The organism is Pseudomonas sp. RL, from assembly GCF_000647775.1.
GTDB classification, from domain to species: domain Bacteria; phylum Pseudomonadota; class Gammaproteobacteria; order Pseudomonadales; family Pseudomonadaceae; genus Serpens; species Serpens flexibilis.
Map to the genome: position 1 here is coordinate 21,470 of NZ_JBOY01000066.1, position 17,083 is coordinate 38,552.

14 protein-coding genes are annotated in these 17,083 nt (G+C 65.4%); 13 read left to right on the forward strand and 1 reads right to left on the reverse strand.

Annotated elements, in window-relative coordinates:
- The first annotated feature begins 9 nt into the window (after window positions 1-9).
- From murD to lpxC, 9 genes are all read left to right on the forward strand, one after another.
- Complete coding sequence (gene murD / locus AS93_RS0111500; protein ID WP_027590748.1) at window positions 10-1,359, forward strand: UDP-N-acetylmuramoyl-L-alanine--D-glutamate ligase; 1,350 nt, start codon at window positions 10-12, stop codon at window positions 1,357-1,359.
- Window positions 1,356-2,561 carry a putative lipid II flippase FtsW gene (gene ftsW / locus AS93_RS0111505; protein ID WP_027590749.1) on the forward strand — a complete coding sequence of 402 codons (1,206 nt, stop codon included), beginning with the start codon at window positions 1,356-1,358 and terminating at the stop codon, window positions 2,559-2,561. Before murD ends, ftsW begins: the two co-directional genes overlap by 4 nt.
- Window positions 2,551-3,621, forward strand: a complete 1,071-nt coding sequence (gene murG / locus AS93_RS0111510; protein WP_027590750.1) for an undecaprenyldiphospho-muramoylpentapeptide beta-N-acetylglucosaminyltransferase — start codon at window positions 2,551-2,553, stop codon at window positions 3,619-3,621. Before ftsW ends, murG begins: the two co-directional genes overlap by 11 nt.
- Window positions 3,622-3,655: 34 nt before the next feature.
- The gene (gene murC, locus AS93_RS0111515) at window positions 3,656-5,065 is read left to right on the forward strand and encodes a UDP-N-acetylmuramate--L-alanine ligase (RefSeq protein WP_037009079.1); all 1,410 of its coding nucleotides are present in this window, start codon (window positions 3,656-3,658) and stop codon (window positions 5,063-5,065) included.
- On the forward strand, window positions 5,062-6,000 hold the full coding sequence (locus AS93_RS0111520; RefSeq protein WP_027590752.1) for a D-alanine--D-alanine ligase: 939 nt from the start codon (window positions 5,062-5,064) through the stop codon (window positions 5,998-6,000). Before murC ends, AS93_RS0111520 begins: the two co-directional genes overlap by 4 nt.
- A 1-nt stretch (window position 6,001) precedes the next feature.
- A complete protein-coding gene (locus tag AS93_RS19260) occupies window positions 6,002-6,871 on the forward strand; it encodes an FtsQ-type POTRA domain-containing protein (RefSeq protein WP_051587453.1) in 870 nt (289 codons plus the stop codon).
- A gap of 16 nt (window positions 6,872-6,887) precedes the next feature.
- Window positions 6,888-8,135, forward strand: coding sequence for a cell division protein FtsA (gene ftsA, locus AS93_RS0111530; protein WP_027590753.1), 1,248 nt, complete (start codon window positions 6,888-6,890; stop codon window positions 8,133-8,135).
- Between the two features lie 48 nt (window positions 8,136-8,183).
- Window positions 8,184-9,368: a cell division protein FtsZ gene (gene ftsZ / locus AS93_RS0111535; protein WP_027590754.1), complete on the forward strand. Its 1,185-nt coding sequence runs from the start codon at window positions 8,184-8,186 to the stop codon at window positions 9,366-9,368.
- A gap of 111 nt (window positions 9,369-9,479) precedes the next feature.
- Entirely contained in the window at window positions 9,480-10,391 is a 912-nt protein-coding gene (lpxC, locus tag AS93_RS0111540; protein ID WP_027590755.1) for a UDP-3-O-acyl-N-acetylglucosamine deacetylase, read from the forward strand.
- Between the two features lie 185 nt (window positions 10,392-10,576).
- Here lpxC and AS93_RS0111545 read toward each other — a convergent pair whose 3' ends face one another.
- Complete coding sequence (locus tag AS93_RS0111545) at window positions 10,577-11,038, reverse strand: DciA family protein (protein ID WP_027590756.1); 462 nt, start codon at window positions 11,036-11,038, stop codon at window positions 10,577-10,579.
- Between the two features lie 78 nt (window positions 11,039-11,116).
- Here AS93_RS0111545 and AS93_RS0111550 point away from each other — a divergent pair, with 78 nt between their 5' ends.
- From AS93_RS0111550 to AS93_RS0111565, 4 genes are all read left to right on the forward strand, one after another.
- Window positions 11,117-12,037 carry a M23 family metallopeptidase gene (locus AS93_RS0111550; protein WP_027590757.1) on the forward strand — a complete coding sequence of 307 codons (921 nt, stop codon included), beginning with the start codon at window positions 11,117-11,119 and terminating at the stop codon, window positions 12,035-12,037.
- Window positions 12,038-12,266: 229 nt separating this feature from the next.
- Window positions 12,267-15,005 (forward strand): preprotein translocase subunit SecA, encoded by a 2,739-nt coding sequence (secA, locus tag AS93_RS0111555; protein WP_027590758.1) that lies wholly within the window; start codon window positions 12,267-12,269, stop codon window positions 15,003-15,005.
- 110 nt (window positions 15,006-15,115) lie between these two features.
- Entirely contained in the window at window positions 15,116-16,333 is a 1,218-nt protein-coding gene (gene argJ, locus AS93_RS0111560; RefSeq protein WP_027590759.1) for a bifunctional glutamate N-acetyltransferase/amino-acid acetyltransferase ArgJ, read from the forward strand.
- A gap of 113 nt (window positions 16,334-16,446) precedes the next feature.
- Window positions 16,447-17,082 (forward strand): glutathione S-transferase family protein, encoded by a 636-nt coding sequence (locus AS93_RS0111565; protein WP_027590760.1) that lies wholly within the window; start codon window positions 16,447-16,449, stop codon window positions 17,080-17,082.
- Window position 17,083 lies beyond the last annotated feature (1 nt).

The following is a 17,083-nucleotide window of genomic DNA, read 5'->3' on the forward strand; positions in this document are numbered from 1 at the left end:
CCGTATGTCATGAGCCTGATCGCTTCCGACCAATTCCGCATCGTTGTCGGCCTCGGCAAGAGCGGCATGTCCCTGGTGCGCCATCTGGCGCGCCGGGGATTGCCGTTTGCGGTGGCCGACACCCGCGCCAATCCGCCCGAGCTGGCAACCCTGCGCCGCGACTTCCCGCAGGTGGAGGTGCGCTGCGGCGCGCTGGACGTCGACTTCCTCTGCCGTGCCAGCGAGCTGCTGGTCAGCCCCGGCCTGGCGCTGGCCACGCCGGCATTGCAACAGGCCGCCGCGCGCGGCGTGAAGCTTTCCGGCGACATCGAGCTGTTCGCCCGCGAGGCGAAGGCGCCGATCGTCGCCATCACTGGCTCCAACGCCAAGAGCACCGTCACCACCCTGGTGGGGGAGATGGCGGCGGCGGCCGGCCGGAAGGTGGCGGTGGGTGGCAACCTCGGCACGCCGGCGCTCGACCTGCTGGCCGATGATGTCGAGCTGTACGTGATCGAGCTGTCCAGCTTCCAGCTGGAAACCACCGACTGGCTGAATGCCGAGGTGGCCACCTGCCTGAACGTCAGCGAAGACCACATGGACCGCTACGCCGACCTGCAGGCCTATCACCTGGCCAAGCACCGCATCTTCCGCGGCGCCCGCCAGGTAGTGGTCAACCGCGACGATGCGTTGTCCCGGCCGTTGGTGGCCGACCAGCTGCCGTGCTGGACCTTCGGGCTCGGCAAGCCGGACTTCCGCGGCTTCGGCCTGATCGAGGAACAGGGCGAGAAGTGGCTGGCCTTCCAGTTCGAGCCGCTGATGCCGGCCCGCGAACTGAAGATCCGTGGCGCCCACAACCAGGCCAACGCCCTGGCGGCGCTCGCGTTGGGGCATGCCGTCGGCCTGCCCTTCGCGCCGATGCTGGAGACCCTGAGAACCTTTGCCGGCCTGCCGCACCGCTGCCAGTGGGTGCGCGAGCGCCGCGAGGTGAATTACTACGACGATTCCAAGGCCACCAACGTGGGTGCTGCCCTGGCGGCCATCGAAGGCCTGGGCGCGGATATCCGCGGCCAACTGGTGCTGATCGCCGGTGGCGACGGCAAGGGTGCGGATTTCTCCTCGCTGCGCGATCCGGTGGCCCGGCACTGCCGCGCCGTGGTGCTGCTCGGTCGTGACGCCGGGCTGATTGCCGAGGCCCTGGGAGACGCCGTGCCACAGGTGCGCGTCGCCAGCCTGGACGAGGCCGTGCAGCGTTGTGCCGAGCTGTCCGAGCCGGGCGACGCGGTGCTGCTGTCGCCGGCCTGCGCCAGCCTGGACATGTTCAAGAACTTCGAGGAGCGCGGTCGTCTGTTCGCCGCCGCCGTGGAGGCGCTGCCGGCATGATGACCTTCCTGCGCCCGTCGCCGTCACCGCTGCTCAGCCCTCGGGGAGTCGATCTGGACGTCCCGTTGCTGCTGGGCTGCCTGGTGCTGCTCGGGCTCGGGCTGGTGATGGTCACCTCGGCGTCCTCGGAAGTGGCCGCCGCCCAGTTGAGCGGACCGCTGCACTACGGCATTCGCCAGGGCAGCTTCCTGCTCATCGGGCTGGTCGCCGGAGCGGTGGTGCTCATGGTGCCGGTGGCCACCTGGAAACGGCTGGGCTGGCTGCTGCTGGCGGCGGCCTTCGTCCTGCTCCTGCTGGTGCTGCTGGTGGGTCGCGAGATCAATGGTTCGATCCGCTGGATTCACCTGGGGCCGCTGAACCTGCAGGCCTCCGAACTGGCCAAGGTGTTCGTGGTGGTCTACCTGGCCGGTTATCTGGTGCGCCGCCAGGAAGAAGTACGCGAAAGCTGGCGCGGGTTCCTCAAGCCGATCGCCGTGCTGATCCCCATGGCCGTGCTGCTACTGCTCGAGCCTGACTTCGGCGCCACCGTGGTGCTGCTGGGTGCGGCGGCCGGCATGCTGTTCCTCGGTGGTGTGGGCCTGGTGCGCTTCGGCCTGTCCGCCGGTCTGGCCATCGGTGTGGTCTGGCTGCTGGTCAAGACCCAGCCGTACCGGGTGGCGCGCCTGACCACCTTCACCGATCCCTGGTCCGATCAGTTCGGTGCCGGCTACCAGCTGACCCAGGCGCTGATCGCCTTCGGGCGTGGCGAATGGTTCGGGGTCGGCCTGGGCAACAGCATCCAGAAACAGTTCTACCTGCCCGAAGCACACACCGATTTCGTGTTCGCCATCCTCGCCGAGGAACTGGGCATGATCGGCGCGCTGGCCACCCTGGCGCTGCTGGTGTTCGTCTGTTTGCGTGCCCTGTACATCGGCCTGTGGGCCGAACAGGCCAAGCAGCATTTTGCCGCCTATGTGGCCTACGGCCTGGCCCTCCTGTGGATCGGTCAGATTCTCATCAACATCGGCGTGAACGTCGGCCTGCTGCCGACCAAGGGCCTGACCCTGCCGTTCCTCAGCTACGGCGGCAGCTCGCTGATGATCTGCTGCGTCAGCCTGGCGATGCTGCTGCGCATCGACTGGGAACGCCGGCAGTTGCTGGGCGGGGCGACGGAATTCAGCGAGAAGGATCTTGCCGAGGAGGAAGTGATACATGCCCGGTAATGTCCTGATCATGGCTGGCGGCACCGGGGGCCACGTGTTCCCGGCGCTGGCCTGCGCGCGCGAATTCCAGGCGCGCGGTTACCGCGTGCACTGGCTGGGCACCCCGCGCGGTATCGAGAACCGCCTGGTGCCGGAGGCCGGTCTGCCGCTGCACCTGATCCAGGTCGGCGGCCTGCGTGGCAAGGGCCTGAAGGCCCTGCTCAAGGCACCGTTCGAGATCTTCGGCGCCCTGCTGCAGGCGCGCCGCATCGTGCGCGAGCTCAAGCCGGTGTGCGTGCTGGGCATGGGTGGCTATGTCACCGGCCCGGGCGGGCTCGCCGCGCGTCTGGCCGGCGTGCCGCTGATCATCCACGAGCAGAACGCGGTGGCCGGTACAGCCAACCGCTTGTTGGCGCGTTTCGCCCGGCGCATCTGCGAAGCCTTCCCGAATACCTTTCCGGCCGGTGCGCAGCGTCGTACCACCGGCAATCCGGTGCGCAGCGAGGTGTTCGCGGTGCCGGCGCGGGCCGCGCTGCTCGGCCGCCAGGCCAACCTGCTGGTGCTGGGCGGCAGCCTGGGCGCCGAGCCGCTGAACAAGCTGGTGCCGGCGGCGCTGTCCCACCTGCTGGATGCGGAGCGCCCGGCCGTGGTGCACCAGACCGGTACCGCCCATGCCGACATCACCAAGGCCCGCTATGACGAGGCGGGGGTGAAGGCCCATGTGGTGCCCTTCATCGAGGACATGGCCGGTGCCTATGCGTGGGCCGACCTGGTGATCTGCCGTGCTGGTGCGCTGACCGTCAGCGAGCTGGCCGCCGCCGGGCTGCCGTCCTTCCTGGTGCCGTTGCCGCACGCCATCGACGACCACCAGAGCCGCAACGCCGAATTCCTGGCACGCGAGGGCGCCGCCGTCCTGCTGCCGCAAGCCACTACTGATGCGGCCGGGCTGGCCGCGCAGCTAAACGAGGTACTGATGCAACCGCAACGACTCGAGGCCATGGGCTCCGCCGCCCGGACGTTGGCCAAGCCGAATGCCACCCGTGACGTGGTGGATATCTGCCTGGAGGTGGCCCGTGGCTAAGTCGCCCGCTGCCGCCAAGGCTGAAGTACGGCGCATGCGTCGCATCCGCCGCATCCATTTCGTCGGCATCGGCGGGGTGGGCATGTGCGGCATCGCCGAGGTGCTGCTCAACCTTGGCTATGAAGTGTCCGGCTCGGATATCAAGGCCTCGCCGGTGACCGCGCGCCTGGAAGGCTTCGGTGCCCATGTGTTCATCGGCCACCAGGCCGAGAACGTCGAGGACGCCGATGTGCTGGTGGTCTCCAGCGCCATCAACCACAGCAACCCGGAAGTGGCCCGTGCCCTGGAGCGCCGTATCCCGGTGGTGCCGCGCGCCGAGATGCTTGCCGAGCTGATGCGCTACCGCCATGGCATCGCGGTGGCCGGCACGCACGGCAAGACCACCACCACCAGCCTGCTGGCCTCGGTGTTCGCCGCCGCCGGGCTGGATCCGACCTTCGTGATCGGCGGCAAGCTGACCGCCGCCGGCACCAATGCCCAGCTGGGTGGCAGTCGCTACCTGATCGCCGAAGCCGACGAGAGCGACGCCAGCTTCCTGCATCTGCAGCCGATGGTGGCCGTGGTCACCAACATCGACGCCGACCACATGAGCACTTACGAGGGTGACTTCAACAAGCTGAAGAAGACCTTCGTGGACTTCCTGCACAACCTGCCGTTCTACGGCCTGGCGGTGTTGTGCATTGACGACCCGGTGGTACGCGAGATCCTGCCGCAGATCGGCCGGCCGACCGTTACCTACGGCTTCACCGAAGATGCCGACCTGCGCGCCGTGGACATCCGTCAGGAAGGCATGCGCACCCATTTCACCGTGCTGCGCGAAGGCAAGGCGCCGATGCCGGTCACCGTGAACATGCCCGGCGTGCACAACGTGCTCAACGCCCTGGCCACCATCGCCATCGCCAGTGACGAAGGCATCGAGGACGACGCCATCGTCGCCGGCCTGGAGGGTTTCCAGGGGGTCGGCCGGCGCTTCCAGGTCTATGACGAGCTGCCGGTGGACGGCGGCGGCGTGATGCTGGTGGACGACTACGGTCACCACCCGCGCGAAGTGGCGGCGGTGATCAAGGCGGTGCGAGGTGGTTGGCCGGAGCGCCGCCTGGTGATGGTCTATCAACCGCACCGCTTCACCCGTACCCGCGACCTGTACGAGGACTTCGTCCAGGTATTGGCGGACGCCAACGTGCTGCTGCTGATGGAGGTCTATCCGGCCGGCGAGGAGCCGATACCCGGCGCCGACAGCCGCAATCTGTGCCACAGCATCCGCCAGCGCGGCCAACTGGACCCCATCTACGTCGAGCGCGGCACCGATCTGGCCCCGGTGCTCAAGCCGCTGCTGCGCGCCGGCGACATCCTGCTCTGCCAGGGCGCTGGTGACATCGGCAGCCTGGCGCCGCAGCTGGTCAAGCATCCGCTGTTTGCCGCAGCCGAGGAGGGCGCAGCATGAACGCCGCAGTGATCGACCCCCGCGACTTCGGCCGGGTGGCCGTGCTCTACGGCGGTCGCAGCGCGGAGCGCGAGGTGTCGCTGAAATCCGGCGCCGCCGTGCTCCAGGCCCTGCGGGACGCCGGTGTGGACGCCTTCGGCATCGACGTCGGCAGCGACCTGCTGGCGCGACTGCAGGGCGAGAAGATCGACCGCGCCTTCATCGTCCTGCATGGGCGTGGCGGTGAAGACGGCAGCATGCAGGGCCTGCTGGAGTGCCTGGGTATTCCCTACACCGGCAGCGGCGTGCTGGCTTCCGCGCTGGCCATGGACAAGCTGCGCACCAAGCAGGTCTGGCAGAGCCTGGGCCTGCCGACGCCGCGCCACGCCGCGTTGGCCAGCGTCGAGGACTGTCACGCGGCTGCCCGCGAGCTGGGCTTCCCGCTGATCGTCAAGCCGGCCCACGAGGGCTCCAGCATCGGCATGGCCAAGGTGGAGAGCGTCGAGGCGCTGGTGGCCGCCTGGCAGGAGGCCAGCCGTTTCGATTCGCAGGTGCTGGTCGAGCAGTGGATCCAGGGGCCGGAATTCACCATCGCCATGCTGCGGGGCGAGGTGCTGCCACCGATTGCGCTGGGCACGCCCAACAGCTTCTACGACTACGAGGCCAAATACCTCTCCAACGATACCCAGTACCGCATCCCCTGCGGCCTGAGCGCCGACAAGGAAGCCGAGCTGCGTGAGCTCACCGCGCGTGCCTGCGCGGCGGTGGGCACCCGGGGCTGGGCGCGTGCGGACGTGATGCAGGACGCCGAGGGTCGTTTCTGGCTGCTGGAAGTGAACACCGTGCCGGGCATGACCGATCACAGCCTGGTGCCGATGGCGGCTCGCGCCGCGGGCCTGGACTTCCAGCAACTGGTCCTGGCGATCCTCGCCGACAGCCTGGAGGCACGCTCCTGACATGCTGAGCATCCTGCTTCGTCATCAGCAACCCGGGCCCGGCCGCAAGCCGGCGCCGCGGGGCGCCAGCCGTCCGGTGGTCCGGACGCCGCTGCGCGAGCGTTTGCCGAAGCCGGATTTCAGCGCATTCAAGCGTTTCACCTGGCCGTTGCTGCTGGTGGCGCTGCTGATGGGCAGCGTCGCGCTGTTCCAGCAGTTGCAGCCTTATTTGGACCGGCCGATCGCGCGCATCGGCATCGCCGGCAAACTGACCTTCACCGCGCCGGAAGAAGTCGAGCGGGTCATCGAGCCCTACGTAAGCACCCGCTTCTTCGGCGTGGACCTGGAAGGTCTGCGGCATGATCTCGAGGCGCTGCCGTGGATTGCCCACGCGCAGGTGCGGCGCGTTTGGCCGGACGAAGTGGAGATTGAATTGAACGAGCACCTGCCCATCGCCCGCTGGGGAGAGGGTGCGCTGCTGAACAATCGTGGCGAGGCCTACGCCTTCGAGGCCATCGAGCGCTATCGGCAATTGCCCCAGTTGCTCGGACCTGAGCGGGCGCGCCAGGGGATGATGCAGCAGTACCAGGTGCTCAGTCAGATGTTGCGGCCGCAGGGGTTTGCCATCGCACGTCTGGAGCTGCGCGAGCGCGGCAGCTGGTTCGCCACCCTGGAGGCGAAGGAAAGTGGGCAGCGCATCGAACTGCTGCTCGGTCGGGATCATGTGGTGGAGAAGGTCCGGCGGTTCCTGACCATCCACGACAAGACTCTCAAGGACCGGATCGAGAACATCGCACGCATCGACCTGCGTTATGCCAACGGCCTGGCGGTCACCTGGCTGGCGGCGGCGGATGCGGGCACACGGGCCGCCGGCGGCGGCGCCGTGAATTAAGGAGAAAGCGACAGCTATGTCTACTGTGCAGAGCGGCAAGATGATCGTCGGCCTGGACATCGGCACGTCCAAGGTGGTGGCGCTGGTCGGTGAAGTGCGTGAGGACGGCCGGTTGGAAATCGTCGGCATTGGCTCCCACCCCTCTCGCGGCCTGAAGAAAGGTGTGGTGGTGAATATCGAGTCCACCGTGCAGTCCATCCAGCGTGCCGTGGAAGAAGCCCAGCAGATGGCGGGCTGCTACATCCACTCGGCCTATGTGGGATTGGCAGGCAGCCACATCCGCAGTCTGAATTCCCATGGCATCGTGGCCATCCGCGACCGCGAGGTGACCCGTGCCGACCTGGACCGGGTGCTGGATGCCGCCCAGGCGGTGGCCATCCCCGCCGACCAGCGTGTGCTGCACACCCTGCCGCAGGACTATGTGGTGGATAACCAGGAAGGGGTGCGCGAACCGCTCGGCATGTGCGGTGTGCGTCTGGAAGCCAAGGTGCATGTGGTGACCTGCGCGGTGAATTCGGCGCAGAACATCGAAAAGTGTGTGCGGCGTTGTGGCCTGGAAGTTGACGACATCATTCTCGAACAACTGGCATCGGCGTATGCGGTATTGACCGAGGATGAAAAAGAACTGGGGGTGTGTCTGGTGGATATTGGTGGCGGTACCACCGATATCGCCATCTTCACCGAAGGTGCGATTCGTCACACTGCGGTTATTCCCATTGCGGGTGACCAGGTGACCAATGACATTGCCATGGCCTTGCGCACACCGACCCAGTATGCCGAGGAGATCAAGATTCGGTATGCTTGCGCGCTTGCCAATCTGGCAGGAGCGGGTGAAACAATCAAAGTTCCCAGCGTGGGCGATCGCCCGCCGCGGGAATTGTCCCGTCAGGCCCTGGCGGAAGTGGTGGAGCCTCGTTACGACGAGTTGTTCACCCTTATCCAGGCCGAACTTCGCCGCAGCGGATATGAAGACATGATTCCGGCCGGAATCGTGCTCACCGGTGGCACGGCGAAAATGGAGGGGGCTGTAGAACTGGCGGAAGAAATCTTCCATATGCCGGTACGCCTGGGAGTTCCGCACAGCGTCAAGGGACTGATCGATGTTGTGCGCAATCCCATTTATTCAACAGGCGTGGGCCTGCTGCTGTACGGCTTGAAAAAACAGGCCGAAGGCTTCGTCGTGTCGAGCCCGGGCATGTACGACGAAGAACCCAGTGTTTCTGTCCTGGAAAAAATGAAGCGGTGGTTCCAGGGCAATTTCTGAATAAGTGGTAGCAGTGGGCGATAAAGACGAGAAGAGAGGAGAGGGATTATGTTCGAGCTAGTAGACAACGTGACGCCAAGTGCGGTCATCAAAGTCATCGGTGTGGGCGGTGGTGGCGGTAACGCCGTCAACCACATGGTGCGCAGCAGCATCGAGGGCGTGGAGTTCATCTGTGCCAACACCGATGCCCAGGCGCTGAAGAATGTGCACGCCCGCACCATCCTGCAGCTGGGTCGCAGTGTGACCAAGGGGCTGGGTGCCGGCACCAATCCGGAAGTAGGCCGTCAGGCCGCCCTGGAGGATCGCGAGCGCATCGCCGAAGTACTGCAGGGCGCCGACATGGTCTTCATCACCACTGGCATGGGCGGCGGCACCGGTACCGGTGCGGCGCCGATCATCGCCCAGGTCGCCAAGGAAATGGGCATCCTGACGGTAGCCGTGGTGACCCGTCCGTTCCCGTTCGAGGGCAAGAAGCGCCAGGTGGTGGCCGACGAGGGCATCCGCCAGTTGTCCGAGAGCGTCGACTCGCTGATCACCATCCCCAACGAAAAGCTGCTGACCATCCTGGGCAAGGATGCGTCGCTTCTGTCGGCCTTCGCCAAGGCCGATGACGTGCTGTGCGGCGCGGTACGTGGCATTTCCGACATCATGTTGCGCGAAGGTCTGATGAACGTGGACTTCGCCGACGTGAAGACCGTGATGGCCGAAATGGGCATGGCCATGATGGGTACCGGCAGCGCCAGCGGCCCGAACCGTGCCCGCGAGGCCACTGAGGCGGCGATCCGCAACCCGCTGCTGGAAGACGTCAACCTGCAGGGCGCGCGCGGCATCCTGGTCAACATCACCGCGGGTCTGGACCTGTCCCTTGGCGAGTACTCGGCCGTGGGCGAGATCGTCAACGCCTTCGCTTCCGAGCACGCGACCGTCAAGGTGGGTGCCGTGGTGGATCCGGAACTGCGCGACGAGCTGCATGTCACCGTGGTGGCGACCGGTCTGGGTCCTCAGGTGCGTCAGGAGAAGCCGGTCAAGGTGGTGGACAACACCCAGGTCGCCCAGGCCGCCGCACCTGCTCCGGCCGCAGCGGGTCGTGCCGAGCAGCCGGTCAATTACCGGGATTATGACCGGCCAACGGTGATGCGCAGCACGGGGCCGTCCACCGCGGCCAAGCAGAACCCCCAGGAAGATCTCGATTACCTGGACATTCCGGCCTTCCTGCGTCGTCAGGCAGATTAATAAAAACTATGAGGGGTGAAGGATTGATTGGTGTTCACTTAAGGCCGGGTCTGCTATGATTCCGGCCTCATTTGACACGTATTCGCAATCCTATCAACAGCAGCCACTGCCATGATCAAGCAACGCACTCTCAAGAACGTCATCCGTGCCACTGGCGTTGGCTTGCACTCGGGGGAAAAGGTTTACCTGACCCTGAAGCCCGCGCCCGCGGATGCCGGCATCGTCTTCCGTCGTGTCGACCTCGATCCTGTCGTGGAAATCCAGGCGACCGCCGAGAATGTCGGCGAGACCACGATGTCGACCACTCTCTACAACGGCAGCGTGAAGGTGGATACCGTCGAGCATCTGCTCTCCGCCCTGGCCGGGCTGGGCATCGATAACGCCATTGTCGAGCTGTCCGCGCCGGAAGTGCCCATCATGGACGGTAGCGCCGGTCCCTTCGTGTTCCTGATCCAGTCCGCGGGTCTGCAAGAGCAGGATGCGCCGAAGAAATTCATTCGCATCAAGCGTGAAGTCACCGTCACGGACGGCGACAAGCGCGCCACCTTCCGTCCCTTCGACGGCTTCAAGGTCGGCTTCGAAATCGATTTCGACCACCCGGTTTTCCACGGTCGCACGCAGATCGCCAGCGTGGACTTCTCCAGTACCTCGTTCGTTAAGGAAGTCAGCCGCGCGCGCACCTTCGGCTTCATGCGCGACATCGAATTCCTGCGCTCCCACAACCTGGCCCTGGGCGGCAGCGTCGAGAATGCCATCGTGGTCGATGAGCAGGGTGTGCTCAACGAGGACGGCCTGCGGTATGAGGACGAATTCGTCAAGCACAAGATCCTGGATGCCATTGGTGACCTGTACCTGCTGGGCTACAGCCTGATCGGCGAGTTCCATGGCTACAAGTCCGGACACGCGTTGAACAACCGCCTGTTGCGCAGTCTGCTGGCACAGCAGGATGCCTGGGAAATGGTGACCTTCGACGACATCAAGAACGCTCCCATCTCCTACATGCGCCCGGCAGCAGCCGGCTAAGCCTTTTTCGCTCTCCCTCTCATGAAACAGCCACCTTCGGGTGGCTTTTTCATGCCTGCGAATTGTCGCCGGGCGGCAATCGCTTGCCGCTCGAGCCCTGCTTCAGTGCTCCCGATGCGTGATGCCCGCGCCGGTAATGGCTACTTGCCTGTATGGCTCTCTTCTTGCATGATCGCATTGAGCCATTATTCCGGGTCGTGTTTCTTGACGCGGCTGGCCAGGCGCAGGAGTGCTGCGCGCAGGGTTGGGTCGCTGATCGTGTCCGCCGTCTCGCACAAATGGGACGCGGCGGTTTGCGAAAGCTGCAAAGCGTGACCTGGGTCACGTTGCTGGGTGGCGGGAGGTTGCACCTTGAAGAGGATTCTCGATAGGTTCGCGAACTCCTCCAGTCCCCGCAATTGACGCAGCAGGCGGGGTTGCTGATAGCGCAAGCGGGTGGCCCAGTGGCCATCGGTGATGATCAGCAGCAGACAGCCTTCGCGCCATGAGGCGATATGGCAATGCGGGCGGGCGGCGGGTTGCAACTGGCTTTCCAGAAGCGCCTGCAGCCGGGCAAGCCGCTGGGCTTCGCCGAACAGCGCCTTGAGAGGTTTGGCATCGCGCAGCAGCGCGGTGGGAGTCCGGGCCGGCAAGGGACGAAAAGTCATGGCAGGAAAGCCTGTAGTTGGCGGGGTCGCATGGTAGCAAATATGCCCAGCGGTCGCGGCGTTACCCAAGGGGGAGTTATGCAAATCATTCTGCTCGGTCAGCGTAATGGTGCGGCGCGTTCGCTCAGTATCGACGTGCGCCTGTTGTCCATTGGCGCCGGTGTGCTGGCAATGCTGACGCTTGCGGGCGGCATCGCTCTTGGCGGTGCGCTGTATCCGGTCTTCAGCGACGCAGAGGGGCGCATGGCCGCCCACATGGAAGAGCAGCGCGCCAAGTTGGCCGACGCTCGCCTGACGGCACAGCGGCAGCTGGACGCCTTCGGTGTGCACATCGCGGAAATGCAGGCGCGCCTGACCCGCCTGGATGCACTGGGCGAGCGTCTGACCGAGCTGGCCAGGCTGGATACCCGCGAATTCGATTTCTCCCTCAGCGTGGGGCAGGGTGGTCCTGAGGAGCTGCTGGAAAACGCCTTCTTTGCACCGCCCCCTTTCCTGCAGACGCTCGATGAGCTGATGGAGCGTCTGGACAGCCGGGAGCAGCAGTTGGAAGTGCTGGAGGAAGTGCTTGCCGAGCGCCGTCTGAGCGAGGCTGGCAACGTGTCCGGTCGGCCGGTGACCCAGGGTTACCTGTCCTCGCCGTTCGGCCGCCGCAACGATCCGTTTACTGGCCAGCAGCGCATGCACAAGGGCGTGGACTTTGCCGCCCGCGAGGGCAGCGACGTGGTGGCGGTGGCTGCTGGCGTAGTGACCTGGTCCGGTCGCAAGAGCGGTTACGGCACCATGGTCGAGATCAATCATGGCGATGGCCACGTCACCCTGTACGCCCACAACAAGGAAAACATGGTAAGGGTCGGCGAGCTGGTGCAACGGGGCCAGGTGATCGCCAAGGTCGGTAGCTCGGGGCGCTCGACCGGGCCGCATGTTCACTTCGAGGTGATCAAGGATGGTCGCCAGGTAAACCCCTACAGCTTCATCGCGCGCGCCAAGGCTCAGAACTGAGCAGGCCGCCTGCTGACAACCCGTCTCGGCCGGTTGTCAGCCTGTTATCTGCGTTTGTGTCGGAATTTCACCCGCTTCTCCCGTGATCGCCGGCCTGGCGAACAAGCTGGACAAGGTCGCTTTCCTGATTCCCGATTCCGAGTAGAATGCCCTCTTCGTGCGCAGCCGCAGGTTGCGCGGGCGGCTGCCTGGTCGCCCTCCATTCAAATGCGTGGAAGAACCAGTCGATATGTTTGCGCCTCTCCTGAAAAAACTCTTTGGCAGCAAGAACGAGCGGGAAGTCAAACGCATGCTCAAGACGGTGAAAGCCGTCAATGCGCTCGAAGAGCAGATGCTGGCGCTTACCGACGAGCAGCTGCGCGCCAAGACCGCGGAGTTCCGCGAGCGCCTGGCCAAGGGCGAGACCCTCGATCAGTTGCTGCCTGAAGCCTTTGCCGTGGCCCGCGAGGCCGGCAAGCGCGTCATGGGCATGCGCCATTTTGATGTCCAGCTGATCGGCGGCATGACCCTGCACGAAGGCAAGATCGCCGAAATGCGCACCGGTGAGGGCAAGACCCTGGTGGCAACTCTGGCCGTGTACCTCAATGCGCTGGAAGGCAAGGGCGTGCACGTGGTCACCGTCAACGACTACCTGGCCCGCCGCGACGCCAACTGGATGCGCCCGCTGTACGAATTCCTCGGCCTGAGCGTCGGCGTGGTCACGCCGTTCCAGCCGCCGGAGGAGAAGCGCGCCGCCTACGCCGCCGATATCACCTACGGCACCAACAACGAATTCGGCTTCGACTACCTGCGCGACAACATGGCCTTCAGCCTGGAGGACAAGTTCCAGCGCGAGCTGAATTTCGCGGTCATCGACGAAGTCGACTCCATCCTCATCGACGAGGCGCGCACGCCGCTGATCATCTCCGGCCAGGCCGAGGACAGCTCGCGCCTGTACCAGCAGATCAACCAGCTGATCCCACGCCTCAAGCGCCACATCGAGGAAGAGGAAGGCGTGGTCACCCAGCAGGGCCACTACCGCATCGACGAGAAGACCCGTCAGGTCGAGCTGAACGAGGAAGGCCATCAGTTCGTCGAGGACATGCTCACCGGCGCCGGCCTGCTGGCCGAAGGCGAAAGCCTCTACTCGGCGCACAACCTGTCGCTGCTCACCCACGTGTATGCCGGCCTGCGCGCCCACACGCTGTTCAACCGCAACGTCGAATACATCGTGCAAAACGGCCAGGTGCTGCTGATCGACGAGCACACCGGCCGTACCATGCCCGGCCGCCGCCTCTCCGAGGGTCTGCACCAGGCCATCGAGGCGAAGGAAGGGCTGCAGATTCAGGCCGAAAGCCAGACCCTGGCGTCGACCACCTTCCAGAACTACTTCCGCCTGTACAAGAAGCTGTCCGGCATGACCGGCACCGCGGACACCGAGGCGTTCGAGTTCCAGCAGATCTACGGCCTGTCCGTGGTGGTCATCCCCACCAACAAGGACATCGCGCGGATCGATTACAACGACCTGGTCTACCTGACCCAGGAAGAGAAGTACCAGGCGATCATCACCGACATCCAGGACTGCCAGGCCAAGGGCCGCCCGGTGCTGGTCGGCACCGCCTCGATCGAAAGCTCCGAGTATGTCTCTCAGCTGCTGAACAAGGCCGGCATTGCCCACAACGTGCTGAACGCCAAGTACCACGACAAGGAAGCCGAGATCATCGCCCAAGCCGGTCGCCCCGGCGCGGTGACCATCGCCACCAACATGGCGGGTCGGGGTACCGACATCCTGCTGGGCGGCAACTGGGAAGTGGAAGTCGCGGCGCTGGAGAACCCCACCGAGGCGCAGATCGCGCAGATCAAGAGCGACTGGCAGAAGCGTCACCAGCAGGTGATCGAGGCCGGCGGTCTGCATGTGATCGCCTCCGAGCGTCACGAGTCCCGCCGCATCGACAACCAGCTGCGCGGCCGCGCCGGTCGCCAGGGCGACCCGGGCTCCAGCCGCTTTTACCTGTCGCTGGAAGACGGTCTGATGCGCATCTTCGCCTCCGACCGGGTGAAGAACTTCATGAAGGCGCTGGGCATGCAGTCCGGCGAGGCCATCGAGCACCGCATGGTCACCAACGCCATCGAAAAGGCACAGCGCAAGGTGGAGGGTCGCAACTTCGACATCCGCAAGCAGCTGCTGGAATTCGACGACGTGGCCAACGAGCAGCGCAAGGTGATCTATCACATGCGCAACAGCCTGCTGGCCGCCCAGGACGTGGGCGAAACCATCGCCGAGTTCCGCGACGAAGTGCTGGCCAACGCCATCAACCAGCACCTGCCGCCGCAGTCGCTGCCCGAACAGTGGGACATCAAGGGCCTGGAGGCTACCCTGCGCAGCGACTTCGGGCTGGATCTGCCGCTGCAGCAGTGGCTTGACGAAGACGATCACCTGCACGAGGAAAGCCTGCGCGAGAAGATCCGCGACGCCCTGCTGGCCGCCTACGCCGAGAAGGAGGCGCTGGCCGGCGCCGAGGCGCTGCGCACTTTCGAGAAGCAGATCCTGCTGCGCGTGCTGGACGACCTGTGGAAGGACCACCTGTCCACCATGGATCACCTGCGCCACGGAATCCACCTGCGCGGCTACGCCCAGAAGAACCCCAAGCAGGAATACAAGCGCGAGTCCTTCAACCTGTTCCAGGAGCTGCTCGAGAGCATCCGTCGCGACACCATTCGCGTGCTGTCCCATGTACAGGTGCGTCGCGAGGATCCGGCAGAGGAAGAGGCGCGTCTGCGTCGCGAGGCCGAGGAAATGGCCAAGCGCATGCAGTTCCAGCATGCCGCCGCACCGGCGCTGGAGCCGGATGCTCCGCAACCCCAAGGCGAAACGGCTGGCGCGACCGCAGCCACAGCGGTGCGCACCGAGCCGAAGATCGGCCGCAACGAGCCGTGCCCCTGCGGTTCCGGCAAGAAATACAAGCATTGCCATGGGCAGGTCCAATAGGGACTGCCCCCTGTCTTGCCAGCGCCGCGACGGGTTCTCCCGCTCGCGGCGTTTTTCCTTACACTGCAACGCCTAAACGGCGTATTTCACTCTGAATCAGGAGCGCTTCCATGGCTGTCGGTCTTGGCCCTCTGCCCACCCTGCACCCGGTCCCCGGTTTTGAACTCGGCATCGCCTCTGCTGGCATCAAGCGCGTCGGGCGCAAGGATGTGGTGGTCATGCGCTGCGCCGAGGGTTCTCGCGTGGCGGGTGTCACCACCACCAATGCCTTCTGTGCCGCGCCGGTGCTGATCACCCGTGAGCGCATGTCGGGTGATGTCCGTTATCTGCTGACCAATACCGGCAACGCCAACGCCGGGACCGGTGCCGATGGCCTGGCGAACGCCCGTCGTACCTGCGCCGCGCTGGCCGCGCTGACCGGCGTGCCGGAAAGCGCCGTGCTGCCGTTCTCCACCGGGGTGATCGGCGAGCCGCTGCCCGTGGCCAAGATCGAGGGCGCCTTGCAGGCTGCCCTGGATGACCTGTCCGAGAACCACTGGGCCGAGGCCGCCACCGGCATCATGACCACCGACACCCTGCCCAAGGGTGCCAGCCGCCAGTTCCAGCACGATGGCGTGACCGTCACCGTGACCGGCATCTCCAAGGGCGCCGGCATGATCCGCCCGAACATGGCCACCATGCTCGGCTACATCGCCACGGATGCCAAGGTGGCGCGGGATGTGCTGCAGGACCTGGTGCGCGACGCGGCGAACAAGTCGTTCAACCGCATCACCATCGACGGCGACACCTCCACCAACGACTGCTGCATGCTGATCGCCACCGGTCAGGCCAAGCTGCCTGAGATCACCGCGGCCTCCGGCGAGCTGTTCGCCAAGCTCAAGCAGGCGGTGTGCGAAGTGTTCATGGAAGTCGCCCAGGCCATCGTGCGCGACGGTGAGGGCGCCACCAAGTTTGTCACCGTGCAGGTCAACGGCGGCGCCAACCACCAGGAGTGCCTGGACGTGGCCTACGCCGTGGCCCATTCGCCGCTGATCAAGACTGCGCTGTTCGCCTCGGACCCGAACTGGGGGCGCATCCTCGCCGCCGTCGGTTATGCCGGCGTGCCAAACCTCGACGTAAGCAAGATCGACGTGTTCCTCGGCGAGGTCTGCATCGCCAGCCAGGGCTGCCGCGCGGCGACCTATACCGAGGCCCAGGGCGCGGCGGTGATGGCCCGCGAGGAGATCACCATCCGTATCGAGCTGGGTCGTGGCGCCTGCAGCGAGACCATCTGGACCACCGACCTGTCCCACGAGTACGTGAAGATCAACGCGGAATACCGCACCTGATCTGCACATGAGCAGGGTGGTGAGAGCCACCCTGGCTCGGCCTGAGTCAGTCCGTGCCCATCCAGCGCCGGGATGGGGCGAGCAACCCTCCCGGCGACTAGAGAGGTGCTTCCATGTCCCTGACCCTGGTAATCGGCAACAAGAACTACTCGTCCTGGTCGTTGCGCGCGGCGCTGGCCCTGGAACTGACCGGCGAACCCTACGAGGAGCGGCGCATTCCCCTGCGCCAGCCGGAGACCGCGCAGCGCATCGGCGAACACTCGCCCAGTGGCCGGGTGCCGGTGCTGCTCACCGACTTCGGCCCGGTCTGGGACTCCCTGGCCATCGGCGAATACCTGGCCGAGCGCTTCCCGGAGGCCTATCTGTGGCCACGCGGCGAATATGCCCGGGCGGTGGCCCGTTCCGTGTGCGCCGAGATGCACAGCGGCTTTGCCGCCCTGCGCACGCATCTGCCCATGGACCTCAAGCGCGAGGCCCGCCTGGAGCACATTCCCGAGGAGGCGCAGGCCGACATCCGCCGCGTCTGCGCGCTCTGGCAGCATTGCCGGCAGCAGTTCGGCGCGGACGGTCCCTTCCTGTTCGGCCATGCCAGTCTCGCCGATGCCTTCTACGCGCCGGTAGCGGCGCGTTTTCACAGTTATCAGGTGGACCTGCCCGCCGAGGCGGCCACCTATGTCACCACCGTCTATCAGTGGCCGGCCTTCCAGCGCTGGTACCGGGCGGCGCTGCAGGAAACGGAGACGATCTGAA

Excerpts from the sequence above, each read along its gene's own strand:
- murD (WP_027590748.1), top strand. The coding sequence starts at position 10 with ATGAGCCTGATCGCTTCCGACCAATTCCGCATCGTTGTCGGCCTCGGC.
- ftsW (WP_027590749.1), top strand. The coding sequence starts at position 1,356 with ATGATGACCTTCCTGCGCCCGTCGCCGTCACCGCTGCTCAGCCCTCGG.
- murG (WP_027590750.1), top strand. The coding sequence starts at position 2,551 with ATGCCCGGTAATGTCCTGATCATGGCTGGCGGCACCGGGGGCCACGTG.
- murC (WP_037009079.1), top strand. The coding sequence starts at position 3,656 with ATGCGTCGCATCCGCCGCATCCATTTCGTCGGCATCGGCGGGGTGGGC.
- AS93_RS0111520 (WP_027590752.1), top strand. The coding sequence starts at position 5,062 with ATGAACGCCGCAGTGATCGACCCCCGCGACTTCGGCCGGGTGGCCGTG.
- AS93_RS19260 (WP_051587453.1), top strand. The coding sequence starts at position 6,002 with ATGCTGAGCATCCTGCTTCGTCATCAGCAACCCGGGCCCGGCCGCAAG.
- ftsA (WP_027590753.1), top strand. The coding sequence starts at position 6,888 with ATGTCTACTGTGCAGAGCGGCAAGATGATCGTCGGCCTGGACATCGGC.
- ftsZ (WP_027590754.1), top strand. The coding sequence starts at position 8,184 with ATGTTCGAGCTAGTAGACAACGTGACGCCAAGTGCGGTCATCAAAGTC.
- lpxC (WP_027590755.1), top strand. The coding sequence starts at position 9,480 with ATGATCAAGCAACGCACTCTCAAGAACGTCATCCGTGCCACTGGCGTT.
- AS93_RS0111545 (WP_027590756.1), bottom strand. The coding sequence starts at position 11,038 with ATGACTTTTCGTCCCTTGCCGGCCCGGACTCCCACCGCGCTGCTGCGC.
- AS93_RS0111550 (WP_027590757.1), top strand. The coding sequence starts at position 11,117 with ATGCAAATCATTCTGCTCGGTCAGCGTAATGGTGCGGCGCGTTCGCTC.
- secA (WP_027590758.1), top strand. The coding sequence starts at position 12,267 with ATGTTTGCGCCTCTCCTGAAAAAACTCTTTGGCAGCAAGAACGAGCGG.
- argJ (WP_027590759.1), top strand. The coding sequence starts at position 15,116 with ATGGCTGTCGGTCTTGGCCCTCTGCCCACCCTGCACCCGGTCCCCGGT.
- AS93_RS0111565 (WP_027590760.1), top strand. The coding sequence starts at position 16,447 with ATGTCCCTGACCCTGGTAATCGGCAACAAGAACTACTCGTCCTGGTCG.